The sequence below is a fragment of the Exiguobacterium sp. s143 genome (assembly GCF_018618895.1).
In the GTDB taxonomy this organism is placed as follows: Bacteria; Bacillota; Bacilli; order Exiguobacteriales; family Exiguobacteriaceae; genus Exiguobacterium_A; species Exiguobacterium_A abrahamii.
Window position 1 is genome coordinate 148,553 of the sequence record NZ_JACSMX010000001.1, and the last position, 12,028, is coordinate 160,580.

Sequence of the window (12,028 nt, forward strand, 5' to 3'; positions counted from 1 at the left end):
AAGAGCATGCTGGCGTTCTTTATCTTGATCCGAAATTTTTTTCATGTCATCCGTATCTTATTCAAGCAAGAAGAACAAAAGGCATTGATGATCATGGTCGGGGCACTTTTCTTGATTGGGACGGTCTTCTATCACAATGTCGAACAGTTCAGTATTCTGGATGCCTTCTATTTCTCCGTTATGACGCTCGCGACGGTCGGATACGGGGATCTCGTCCCTCAGACGGCGTTCGGTAAATTGTTTTCGATCGTGTATGTCATGCTTGGCGTCGGTGTTCTCAGTGCCGTCATCGTGAACTTCAATATGGCCCTAAAACAATATCACCGGGACAAGAAGAAGAAGGAGGAGCAGAAATGAAACCACATCTGACGCACTTCTTGCATTGTCTGATCCTCGGAGCAATCGTCGGATTGACGGCTGCCTTGTTTTTAAGTGGCATCAACGCATCGATTCATTATGTATGGGAGTGGTTACCGTCTGTACTGGATGTATCTTTCTATGGACTCGGCGTCGGTCTACTCGGTGGTATCGGTATTGGTCTGATTCAAAAGTCTGTGGGGGATTACCCGAAGACGATGCACGAGACGCTTGCTAACTTTAAGCAAGAAGGTCGTGTACCTTATCGCGGTGCCCTCTGGAAAAACGCCGTTGCCGCATGGATCGTGCTGACGTGTGGAGCGAGTTTAGGACCAGAAGCTGCGCTGATCAGCATCTTAGGGGGAATGGTGACGTGGATCGGTGACCGGCTAAGGTTGACGGAGCCGGAACGGCAAAGTTTCTTGCAGACGGGATACGCTGCGATGCTAGCGACGATATTTCATGCCCCGTTCGTCAGTGTCTCTGAAGCGATCGAGGAGGAACCGATGCAACGAGCAACGTCACGCTGGCAAAAGATACAACGCATCTTTTATTACGGCATTTGTACGCTCGTCGCAATTACCTGTTTTCGTTTCATCATGCACCTCGTACCCCATGACCGCTTGTTCGCAATCAAGATACCACCGATTACGTGGAATGCGACTGTCATGTGGTTCATCCTTCCGGCGATTCTCCTCGGTATCGCGTTCGGACTCTTCTTCTTATGGATGGAGCGGGTGACGAACTGGATGGTCTCTCGCGTCGGCAACCCAATCCTTCTCGCACTCATTGCGGGAATCGCGATTGGTCTTGCATCCATGCTCACACCTTACTTACTGTTTTCTGGTGAACATGAAATCCTAGACTTTACGAAGGAAGGAGCCTCATGGTCAATCGGCGCCTTATTGTTGCTTGCGATCGGAAAGGTGGGATTGACGCATCTTTGTTTTTCCTGCGGCTGGAAAGGTGGAAAGATATTTCCGTTGATTTTTTCGAGTACAGTCCTGGCATTCTGTCTCAGCCAATTAAGTCCGTTCATGCCTGGATTGATCGTAACACTTGTCGTCACGGCAAGTTGTGCTGTCGTCTTGCGTCAGCCACTCGTGACCGCTACGCTTCTCCTCTTTCTATTCCCGTTGCAATTCTTTCCGTTGATCCTACTTGTCTGTCTTGGCGTTCAACAATTCATGAAATACTACAAAAACCATCTTTCATTATCCGATAAATAAATTTATGACTTACTAAATTATTCGTTATTTGTCTTATGGATTAAATGAATCTATACTTTTCAGGAAGACCTAGTAAAAGGAGAACACACATGATTGATTTTGAATGGTATCGGAGTTTCATTCACGTTTACCAACAACGTTCCGTCTCAGCGGCAGCCCGAATTCGCTTTTTGACGCAACCGGCGGTCAGCCAGCATATCGCGGCACTGGAAGCAGAACTAGAGACATCCTTGTTTATCCGTGCGCCACGGCAAATGATTCCGACGGACGCGGGAACAGCTCTCTATACACAAGTCGTCGGATTGATTGATCGGCTCGAGGAGTTATCGCTTGACATGAAGTACAAAGCGGGGGAACAATCTCGTCCGGTCTTGAAGTTCGGGGGACCAACGGAATTCGTCACGCATGGGATCGTACCGAAGCTACCGCTCGACGTCGCACAGTTCACGGCAGTTTTTGATTTGACGGTTCCCTTGTTGCAACGCTTGCTTGCGAATGAGCTCGACTTCATCATCGCAACGAAGCGGATCGATGAACCGGGCGTCCAGTACGTCCCGATTGCTGACGAACGCTTTCATTTGATCGCCCCGATCGGCTACGAAGTTCCGGAAGCGGATCTAAAGGAATGGATGGACCGACAGCGCTGGATCAGTTACGGACTCGAGCTGCCGATCATTCGTCGGTACTATCAGACGCAGTTCGGAGAACGACCTGGGATCCGTCCGGAAATGATCTTACCGAACGTCGATGCGATACTAAAAGCGATCGAAGCAGGACACGGGATCAGCGTCTTGCCCGATTATCTCGTCGAGGCAGCGGTCAGTGCTGGACGAGTACAACGGATTGCGCCGGAACGATTCGCGACGAATCAGTTATACGTCGCCTATCGAACGGACTCGCGCCACGATCCGGTTTTGCAACAGGTGATTAAGGCGTTAGGTTGAATTGTATGAAAAAAGTCCAATCCACAAGCAAATGCTGAGAGGATTGGACTTTTTTTGTATGAATTACATATTACTTTGATACGTCATCTAAGAACGTCAAGTATCGATCAACGACGAGATTGGCACTGTCTGCTCGATAGGCTTGATAGTGTGGTGAGGCGACATGCTGATCGAAAGCGTCTTGATCACGCCATTGTTCATAAAAATAGAAGACGTTCGGATCATCGATAGCGCGATGTGTCTGATACGTCAGGCAGCCTGCCTCGGCACGCGAAGGGGCGATCACACCTTCGATGATAGAAGCGAGCTGTTCGCCTTGATTCGGATGCGCTTCGATCCGGGCAATCAGTTGAATCATCGATAGAACCTCCTATGAAAAGAGATCCTTCATCCAAAGGATCCCTTGTTTCGATTAGTTAAGTGTATTGATGACGGCTTTCGCGACCGCAATCGTAGATTGTGGATTTTGACCCGTGACAAGGTTTCCGTCGACTTGGACGTTTTCCGTGAAGTTGTCAGCCGTGATGATGTTCGCTCCGAGTTCACGAAGACGTGTCTCGAGCAAGAATGGCATGTAGACGTCAAGACCTGTCGCGCGTTCTTCTTCATCCGTGAACGTTGCGATCGTCTTTCCAGCGACGAGTGGTGTTCCGTCTGAGAGTGTCGCACTGACGAGTCCAGCTGGTCCGTGGCAGACCGCAGCGACCGTTTTGTTCGCTTCAAACAATGTCCGAAGGGCGTTGTTCAAGGCATCACTTTGTGGCAAGTCGAACATCGTACCGTGTCCACCTGGCATGAAGATTGCATCAAATGCTGAGAAGTCCTGGATTGCTTTTAAATCAAGTGTCTCTTTCAAGAGTGGAGCTGTTGCTTGGATTTCAGCTGGGACTTCATCTTCAAGGCTCCGTGCGTCGATTGGTGATTCGCCGCCGTTCGGACTTGCAACCGTTACCGTATATCCTGCGTTTTTGAACTCAATGTATGCTTCTGCGAACTCAGACAACCAAAGTCCTGTTGCGTGACCTTCCTTCATTTCTTTTGCGTTCGTGACGACCATTAATACGTGTTTACTCATGATATGTTCCTCCTTTTTCGTTTGCCGATTGGCTACGTGATTAGAATATGCCCGCATGAATCAAAAAACAAATTAATAAAAATGAGATTATCGATAAATAAATTTATACTTAAAAATAAAAACTGCTTCCTATCATGACGACGGAAGCAGTTTGAAAGATAGATTAACGTACGTCAGAAGAATAGTTAGAGAACATCGAGTGACTTCGTACCGTCACGATGACACTAGCAAGACTTGCGACCGTTCCAAGGACAGCGACGATGATCGTCGAGGAACCGTTCGGAATCAAGAAGCCGACCGGAATTAGTCCGACGAAGCTAAAAACGATCAGTGATTGATAAATGACATTGACGATCTTCAGTACAGGGTGTTCGAAAAACGATAGGACGAGCGGTGGTAAGAATAAGAAGACAATTAGTCCAATCGCGATGTAAACCGATAACGGCTCTTCAAACGAAATGGTGTTTCCAGTTGAGTGGCGTGCAGCGACAAGGGTGGCGACGATCGCGACGCATAAGGTCACACAAACGAACGTTAGCCGTTTTAACATATGAACCCCTCCTTTTTACTTTAATTCCATAATAAACCATTTTTCAAATGGAAGACAATCTTTTTCCGGACGTCCAGTAGTGACGAATCGCTTCGATGATGACGTCAGGACGATCCCAGTGTAATAGATGTCCTGTCTCGGGGACGAAATGGACCGTCGCTTGCGTCATCTCATGTAATAGATCCGTCGCATGCTGACGGATCGATGCTTGATCTGTCGGTAACGTAGCGACGTACAACTGAATGTCCACTGGTGGAACGTCCGGGAGGAAATCAAGAACATCCTCGTAGTGAAGCGCGCGTACGATCGCAGCAGCCGTCTCTCCTCGCGCATGCCAGTGGTATCGTCCTTGCTCCATCCGAAGAAGATCGGCACCAGCTAGATCGAGGGAGGGCGAGCGACGTGCATCCGGAGCATAGACGGCAACATCCAAAAATTCGTCCCATGTCGAAACGGAATCCTCGAAATCTTGTTCATAAAAGGCGACTTCTTCCTCTACAGAACGACCGTAAAGTCGTTTACTGTGATAGCCGCCGTCAATTAAAATCGTGCCGAGCACACGATCCGCATGTTCAATCAAATAATAGAGAGAGAGTACACTGCCCCACGAGTGCGACAAGGCATAGCACCGCTTGACATCAAGGATGTGTAAGACTTCGTCGATCCAGCCCGTAAAGGGTTTCATGCGATAGTGTAGGGGATCTGAGAAAGCTGGTGTTTTGCCGTGACCGGGTAAATCAATCGCAATCAGACGGAATTCGTCCGCGAGCGCTTCAGCGATTTCGATGAAGCTGAGACTCGTACTGCCGAGTCCGTGCAGACAGACGATCGTCGGAAGCTGTTCGTTTCCCCATTCCGTAATATGAACGGATTGATGCTGACAGGTGATCGTATAACGTTTCATTTGCCGTCTCCTTTTTTCTTTTTACTGTACCATGAGGAGAATATTGGGAATTGAAAAATAAGGAAACTTTCTTCAAAGAGTAGCGTAGAGTAAGATGACACGTCATTTACATAGAGGAGAATTCACATGGAAACCATCATCACGATGTTCTTAACAGCCGTTACCTTATATGGACTCGGTGTCCTTGTCACGAAAGTAAAAGAACGCTTGCGTTAATCAAAAATATGTCCGAAGGAGTCCGTTATGTTTCCAATCGTAAAACAAGAATTCACGAGCAGCTTCAAAAGCGTCAAAGCGATTCTATTGATTCTTTTTCTGACGATCACGTCTGTCTTCACAGCATCGTATTTGACGAGACATCCGGAACTGCTTGCTGGCGTTAATCAACCGTCTGCTTATACTTCAAGCATTAAGTTCTTCATCCTGTTCTTCGGTTTTCTGTTCGTGGCTGCGTTATCACACGACATCATCAATCGTGAAATCGAGACGCGGACGATTCGTTTACTGGTCACGAAGACGTCGCGTCTGCGAATCGTTTTGGAGAAGTTTCTCGGTTCATTGTTGTTCTGGTGCGCGACGCTTACGATCAATTTTCTGATTGTCTCGCTCTATGCGCAGCAATGGTTCTGGATCGATTATCTGACGGTTCTTATCGTCATCCTATATATCACCAGTTTCAACATCTTTTTATCTACGATGATTGCGAAGCCTGGTTTGACGATGTTTCTCGGTATTTTTCTCGGGATCGTCGTACCGATCATCGGTCTTTGGTCAGCGTTCTCAGAAAAATGGTATCTGGTACCGTTTCAATACATCTTGCCGTACCATGCCGTCATTATGTCTGGAACGTTATTACTGTTACCTGTTTTATGGAGTGGATTGTTTTTGACGATCTCCTATCTCACGTTAAAGCGAAAGGATTTGTAACATGAAAGCGATTGAAGTAAAAGGGTTGAAGAAATCGTTCGGTGCGAAGGAAGTCTTACGAGAAGTGAATTTGACGGTCGAACGAGGAGAAATCTTTGGTTTTTTAGGTCGTAATGGTGCTGGGAAATCGACGTGCATTCAGATTATGACCGGAATCACACAAGCGACAGACGGAACTGTCGCACTTCTCGGTGAACCCGCTGATCAACTGGATGCCATCAAACAACGGATCGGGGTCATGCCGGATATATCAAATTTGTATCATGATATGACGGCACGTGCGTTTCTTAACTATATGGCAGGATTATCAGGAGTTCGCATCACGAAGCAAGAAGTTAGAAAATTGCTTGAACAAGTCGGATTAAGCGGGACGGAGCGACAAAAAATCGGGAGCTTCTCGTTCGGGATGAAGAAAAAGATCAGCATCGCACAAGCGCTCACCGGAAATCCGGAATTACTCTTTTTAGATGAACCGACGTCCGGTCTTGATCCAGAATCGGCGATCGAGATCCAGCGATTGTTGCTTGCATTAAAAGCGGACGGAAAAACGATTTTCTTAACCTCGCATAACTTGAATGAGATCGAAAAGATGTGTGACCGTGTCGCCATCATGACGGAGGGAAGAATCGTCCGCTATGGAACCGTTGCGTCCTTACAAGAAGCAATGAGGCAGGAGATTAAAATCCGTATTCGGACTGTTCCGCGATTAGCGCCATCGCATCTGCCAGCATACGCTCGGCTTTTGTCGCAAGCTGATGATTTTACACGGCTTGATTTATCGACGGAAGAAGATATTCCAGAGTTACTCGTCATGCTTGCGAAACAAGACGTCAAAGTCTACGAGGTGCAGATCGAACGCCAATCATTAGAAGAGATTTTCTTAGCGGTCTGACCGACTAGCCTCTGATTCCGTCTCCGGAACATCTTCGAGTAAAAGACGACCCCCGTCATTCCACTGACCGTACATCTGATTCCGTTTCGTTTTTTCAATCAACGTTTGCAGACGTTTTTCATAGAGAACGGGATTCTTGCGTACACTTTGAATCGTATCAATCCGGATCCGTCGATAGAGCTCCGGGAAGTCATTAAACTGTTCATAGACGATCGGGTCTTCTTGTAGACGCGCCTGAATGGCGTCATCGATGACGAACGCATCAGTGCGCATGTCTGGTAGAACCTGTCGTCCGGACGGTTGCATCAAGCCGAGACGTTCCAAGCGGCGGACCCGTTCCTTGTTCAGTTCGGTCCAGTTGCTGTTCTTTCGTCGCGGAGTGAACCGTTGCGCCAGTTCACCGTCTTCGGTCTTTTTTGCAATGCCATCAATCCAGCCGAAGCAAAGTGCCTCTTCGACGGCATCGAGATAAAGTAACCCGTCCCCGATTTGTTTTCGACTGAGAATCACCCAACAGAAGGCCGCGTGATCTGCGTGTTTCGTCAGCCACTGTCGAAAGCCATCGCGATCGGTAAAGCGTAAGACATTCGTGATTTCCACGTTCGTTCCTCCATTTCAGATAGCAGTGCCCCCTTCACGTCACGCGAGGGGGCACTTTTTTTCTTTAACGTAACGGGTCATGATGAAAGACACAATTCCGACCACTCTTCTTCGCTTGATAGAGGGCAGCGTCTGCCTGCTGGATCGTCTGCAGAAAATTATGGGTCTCAGACGGTTGATGAGTTTGGCGAGACACACCAATCGATAACGTCACTTGCAGCGGTTCTGTCGCTGATAACTCATACGTCCGTTTGGCACTGGCTTCACAGATTTGTTCCGCGAGTCGACGCGTCTCCGGCAACGAATGCTCCGGCAACAACATCATGAACTCTTCGCCGCCGAATCGTCCGAGCACACACGTTGGGGGACAATACGATGCAAGCAAAGAGCTGATTTGCCGTAAGATATGATCACCGCGGTCATGACCGTAAGTATCATTGACCTGTTTGAAATGATCGACATCGATGATCATGATTGAAAAATCCGTTTGTTGTGATTTGTACCGTTGGACGGTCTCTTCTAGACGACGTCGATTATCAAGCCCTGTCAATGTATCCGTCAAGGCAAGACGCCGATGCATCCGGACTTGATTGAAGTGCCAGCGGACTTGATGCAAGATGCTGTGCAAGAGAAAACCAGCGCAGCCATTCCCGACGAGAAAGATCGTCATCGCTGTCACGTCATTCGGTTGAACATGTTGAACGTATGGTAAACAGAGAATGAGTGCAATCGTGAAGATGACCGGAAACGAGATGAATCGATCCGGTGCTTCATTTTGTAAGTACAAGACAACGATGCTGACGATCAGATACGTACCGATCAGCCAATAGGCATGAGCGGAATCAAAAACGAACGTTTGAAGGGAAGCGAAGACGAGGGTCGTGATGAAGCCGCTACTGATACCTCCATAAATGAAAGCGATGACGATCAAGGTAATCGACAAATCGAAACGGAATCCCTCATAGGTGATGGCGTTATGGATGACCCAGTAGCCGGCACCTGTCGCAAGAGTCAGTACTAACAGATTTTTCTTCAGCCAGCTGTCGAACGTGTTTCGAAACTGAAATCGTTTAAAAAAGAACAGGGAGATGAGCACGAAGAAAAAAGTCAGAGCGACGTTGAGGATTAGATGGTTCAGTATATTCCACATATTCGTGTTCCTCTCAAATGAGTTCTGAAAAATAACTACAAAAAAATGTTTCATTCAATGAATATTTATTCTATATAGCCAACAATACCCTAAAGATGTATGAAAATATCTTGATTTCCGTATATTTTAAAAAAGATTAGATTTCTTCAACTAAATCAATAATACTCTGAGATTTTTTCACGTGAAGACTCGACGAGATAATCAAGTGAGACGAAATTGCGAATGAATGCATACGAGCCAATTTCCTCGATGGATACGCCTAATCTCTCTGCCTGGTGACTGCGGTCATCTTCTTGCGATTGCAGCATCTCGAAGCCTGCTGCTTGCATCCGCTCTCCGTCGAATTCGAGCGTAACGACATCTCCATCTTGCCAATCATTTTTTAATTGATGAAAGTGCGTTTGATACGCTGCGCTTGGAGGATCGACTTCAAAGGCGATCCAGCCTGTTGGTGCATCGATTTGGAATGTCGGTGACAATCCACCGCGTGTCACGATTGATTTCATATGATGCCGATGTGTCATATGACGTAATAGCATGGTCAGACCACTCCTTTTTTATCTATTATTACGCGACAGCGTCAGAATATCGAGAAAAATTTTCAAAAGAGATGGAAGGATATTGGATTTTTCTGGTATACTACGTTTTCGGAAAGCGTTTGCACAAAAGGGGGAGAATACATGCAACCATATGCCGTCAAAGCAACGGGACTGACGAAACACTATCAAATCCTACAACGGGAACCGGGACTACGAGGAGCGATCAAAGCGTTGTTTCACCGAACGTACCGGACGAAAGAGGCGGTCAAAGCGATTGATTTAACGATCGCGCCAGGAGAACGGGTCGGCTATATCGGTTTCAACGGTGCCGGGAAATCGACGACGATCAAGATGCTCGCTGGTGTCCTGCGTCCGGACGCGGGGAACGTCCGGGTGTTCGGACTTGATCCACACGCCGACCGCGTCAAGAACGCATCGCAAATCGGAGCCGTCTTCGGTCAGCGGACGCAACTGTTCTGGGACATTCCGGTCCAAGAATCGTTTGAGCTGTTGAAGGAAATCTATCAAGTGCCGACGTCAGAGTTTGCCGAGACGCTCGCGTGGTTTCGGGAGAAGCTCGATCTCGCACCGCTTCTAGACGTACCGGTCCGACAACTGTCGCTCGGACAAAAGATGCGCTGTGAACTAGCCGCAGCCTTCCTGCATCGACCAAAAGTCGTCTATCTCGACGAACCGACGATCGGACTTGATATTGAAATTAAGGAGACAATCCGTCACTTCATCCGCGAGATGAGTGATCGCTGGGGAACGACCGTCATCTTGACGACGCACGACATGCAGGACATCGAGGAAGTTTGTGACCGGGTGATTGTCCTCGACGACGGCAAAATCATCTATGACGATACGATCGATCAGTTAAAGGCATCGTTCAGTCACGAGCGAACACTTCGAATCACGCTCGAAGAACCGGTGCCGTTCGTTTTACCGACGGCATTGATCAATCGTGTGATCATGTTTGAGACGGATGAACTAACGTATGAGCTCGCCTTCGACGACCGAGAACTGTCAAGCGGTCAAGTCATCAAGGAAATCGTTTCGCTGTACGCCGTTCGGGACGTCTCCGTGTCCGTACCGAAGATGGAGACGTTAATCCGCAAGCTCTACCAAGCGGGGATCAGTGCATGAGAATCCGTAAATATACCGCGTTGATGCGGTCCCAAATCAAAGTTGATCTCGCCTATACAGCCTGGTACTGGGCAAGCATGTTTAGCGTGACGATGCGTCTGTTCATCCTCTATTTCTTCTGGCAAGCCGTGTATGCCAATAAGACCGATGTTTCCGGTATCTCGCTGTCAACGATGCTGACGTATGCGGTGCTTGCGACGATGATCGATCAGTTCCGCGGGGGTGCCGGACGCGATCTCGCCCGGATGATCAAACAAGGGGCAATTGCGATCGAGTTACTCCGTCCGTATCACTTGCTCGATAAGTTACTCGCCCAAGACATCGGCTCAAAAGTCTCGGTTTTGTTCCGCTCGATCCTGCCACTCGTCCTCGTCTCGATTTTGTTCATCGGCGTGGATCGACCACAGTCATGGCTAGCTGGCATTGCCTTCGTCGGTAGCGTGATTTGTGCCGTGTTGCTTGCGACATTGATTGATCTGCTCGTCGGCATCTTTGCCTTCTATACCGTCAACATTTGGGGACTATCCGTCTTACAAGACGCCATCATCACGATCATGTCCGGTGCAATCGTCCCGTTGACGCTGTTCCCGGACTGGTTTCAGACGATCAGTCTGTACTTACCGTTTGCTTCACTCGTCTACGTCCCGGTTGCGATCTATACGGGAGAGATCGGGGCAAGCGGTATCCTGCAAGCGTTACTGATTCAAATCGGTTGGTTGATTGGATTCTTTGTCATCTTGCGGATCACGTTCGCGCTCGCGATCCGGAAAGTGACGGTGTTCGGCGGATGAAACGATACATAAAACTCTACTGGTTGTATGTCAAAAGTCATTTTAAAGTCATGATGGAATACCGGATTGATTTCCTGATCGGTGTCTTGTCGGTCTTCGGTCAACAGTTCGCCTCACTCTTTTTCCTGTCGGTCGTCTTTCAGCATATCGAGACGCTAAACGGCTGGGACTTTTACGAGATCCTATTCATTTACGGGATCGCTTTTTTAGGACGAGCCTTACACCATATCTTCTTTGATAACTTGTGGACGATCGGCTGGCAGTACATCCGGACCGGGAATCTGGATCGGTTGTTGATGCGCCCGGTCAATCCACTGTTTCAAATCGTCGCTGAGCGCGTTCAGCAAGACGGGTTCGGTCAACTATTGATTGGCGGTGGGGTGCTCTATGTTGCTTCCGATCACCTCGACATGATCTGGAGCTTCGGTGATGTCTTGATGTTAATCGTACTTGTTCTTTCGAGCGGATTGCTCTATATCGCGATCAACCTGTTTTTTGCGACGTTCTCGTTCTGGATGGTCGACAGTTTACCGGTCGTCTCAGCGGTCTTCAGTCTGAGTGATTTCGCCCGTTATCCGATGACGATCTACTCGAAAGTCTTGATGTTCGTCTTGACCTACATCATCCCGTTCGGATTTACTGCCTTTTATCCGGCGATGTATTTCTTTGACGGAAAAGGCTATGGAGTGATGGCGATTGCGACACCACTTGTCGCGATCATCGCCTGTTTGATTGCTTATCGATTCTGGTTGTTTGGACTGAAGGCATTCGCGAGTACGGGTTCATGAAAGAAGGAGAACCTTGAAGTGTTGCGACGCTTCAAGGTTCTTTTTGTTTCTAATCAATTTAGATATGGATTTTTATGTAAAATATGAAACTTTTGTTATTAAATGACAGTATAAAATATTGAGACATGAATCTGAG

Annotated in this window: 15 protein-coding genes; 8 read left to right on the top strand and 7 right to left on the bottom strand. The window is 47.9% G+C overall.

The genetic code is table 11. From position 1 onward, the window contains the following. Positions 1–6 precede the first annotated feature (6 nt). From KNQ03_RS00815 to KNQ03_RS00825, 3 genes are all read left to right on the top strand, one after another. Positions 7–357, top strand: a complete 351-nt coding sequence (locus tag KNQ03_RS00815; protein ID WP_050677800.1) for a potassium channel family protein — start codon at positions 7–9, stop codon at positions 355–357. After that, positions 354–1,586: a chloride channel protein gene (locus KNQ03_RS00820; protein WP_214723041.1), complete on the top strand. Its 1,233-nt coding sequence runs from the start codon at positions 354–356 to the stop codon at positions 1,584–1,586. The genes KNQ03_RS00815 and KNQ03_RS00820 overlap by 4 nt, the downstream gene beginning before the upstream one ends. A gap of 89 nt (positions 1,587–1,675) precedes the next feature. Then, on the top strand, positions 1,676–2,530 hold the full coding sequence (locus KNQ03_RS00825) for a LysR family transcriptional regulator (protein ID WP_214723043.1): 855 nt from the start codon (positions 1,676–1,678) through the stop codon (positions 2,528–2,530). A 70-nt stretch (positions 2,531–2,600) separates the two neighbouring features. On the opposite strand, the gene KNQ03_RS00830 is transcribed toward KNQ03_RS00825, so the two are convergent. The 4 genes from KNQ03_RS00830 to KNQ03_RS00845 form a co-directional block, all read right to left on the bottom strand. After that, positions 2,601–2,888, bottom strand: coding sequence for a putative quinol monooxygenase (locus tag KNQ03_RS00830; RefSeq protein ID WP_064299947.1), 288 nt, complete (start codon positions 2,886–2,888; stop codon positions 2,601–2,603). Positions 2,889–2,942: 54 nt separating this feature from the next. Further along, positions 2,943–3,605, bottom strand: a complete 663-nt coding sequence (locus KNQ03_RS00835; protein ID WP_214723045.1) for a type 1 glutamine amidotransferase domain-containing protein — start codon at positions 3,603–3,605, stop codon at positions 2,943–2,945. A gap of 163 nt (positions 3,606–3,768) precedes the next feature. After that, positions 3,769–4,155 carry a hypothetical protein gene (locus tag KNQ03_RS00840; RefSeq protein WP_214723047.1) on the bottom strand — a complete coding sequence of 129 codons (387 nt, stop codon included), beginning with the start codon at positions 4,153–4,155 and terminating at the stop codon, positions 3,769–3,771. 43 nt (positions 4,156–4,198) lie between these two features. Then, positions 4,199–5,059, bottom strand: coding sequence for an alpha/beta fold hydrolase (locus tag KNQ03_RS00845; protein WP_214723049.1), 861 nt, complete (start codon positions 5,057–5,059; stop codon positions 4,199–4,201). A gap of 243 nt (positions 5,060–5,302) precedes the next feature. On the opposite strand from KNQ03_RS00845, the gene KNQ03_RS00850 reads away from it, so the two are divergent. Next, positions 5,303–5,986, top strand: coding sequence for an ABC transporter permease (locus KNQ03_RS00850; protein WP_058704043.1), 684 nt, complete (start codon positions 5,303–5,305; stop codon positions 5,984–5,986). A gap of 1 nt (position 5,987) precedes the next feature. After that, positions 5,988–6,878, top strand: a complete 891-nt coding sequence (locus tag KNQ03_RS00855) for an ABC transporter ATP-binding protein (RefSeq protein WP_214723051.1) — start codon at positions 5,988–5,990, stop codon at positions 6,876–6,878. Here the strand turns inward: KNQ03_RS00855 and KNQ03_RS00860 are convergent. From KNQ03_RS00860 to KNQ03_RS00870, 3 genes are all read right to left on the bottom strand, one after another. Next, the gene (locus KNQ03_RS00860; RefSeq protein WP_214723052.1) at positions 6,867–7,478 is read right to left on the bottom strand and encodes a YdeI/OmpD-associated family protein; all 612 of its coding nucleotides are present in this window, start codon (positions 7,476–7,478) and stop codon (positions 6,867–6,869) included. The genes KNQ03_RS00855 and KNQ03_RS00860 overlap by 12 nt on opposite strands. A gap of 64 nt (positions 7,479–7,542) precedes the next feature. Then, the gene (locus KNQ03_RS00865) at positions 7,543–8,628 is read right to left on the bottom strand and encodes a diguanylate cyclase (protein ID WP_214723053.1); all 1,086 of its coding nucleotides are present in this window, start codon (positions 8,626–8,628) and stop codon (positions 7,543–7,545) included. Between the two features lie 155 nt (positions 8,629–8,783). Next, positions 8,784–9,167, bottom strand: coding sequence for a hypothetical protein (locus KNQ03_RS00870; protein ID WP_023468155.1), 384 nt, complete (start codon positions 9,165–9,167; stop codon positions 8,784–8,786). Positions 9,168–9,308: 141 nt separating this feature from the next. Between KNQ03_RS00870 and KNQ03_RS00875 the strand changes: the two genes are divergently transcribed. From KNQ03_RS00875 to KNQ03_RS00885, 3 genes are read left to right on the top strand one after another with little or no spacing between them, the layout of a single operon-like run. Further along, complete coding sequence (locus tag KNQ03_RS00875) at positions 9,309–10,313, top strand: ABC transporter ATP-binding protein (protein WP_149427279.1); 1,005 nt, start codon at positions 9,309–9,311, stop codon at positions 10,311–10,313. Continuing rightward, positions 10,310–11,104, top strand: coding sequence for an ABC transporter permease (locus KNQ03_RS00880; protein ID WP_208796383.1), 795 nt, complete (start codon positions 10,310–10,312; stop codon positions 11,102–11,104). Before KNQ03_RS00875 ends, KNQ03_RS00880 begins: the two co-directional genes overlap by 4 nt. Further along, positions 11,101–11,892 carry an ABC transporter permease gene (locus tag KNQ03_RS00885; protein WP_133208690.1) on the top strand — a complete coding sequence of 264 codons (792 nt, stop codon included), beginning with the start codon at positions 11,101–11,103 and terminating at the stop codon, positions 11,890–11,892. Before KNQ03_RS00880 ends, KNQ03_RS00885 begins: the two co-directional genes overlap by 4 nt. Positions 11,893–12,028: the final 136 nt, after the last annotated feature.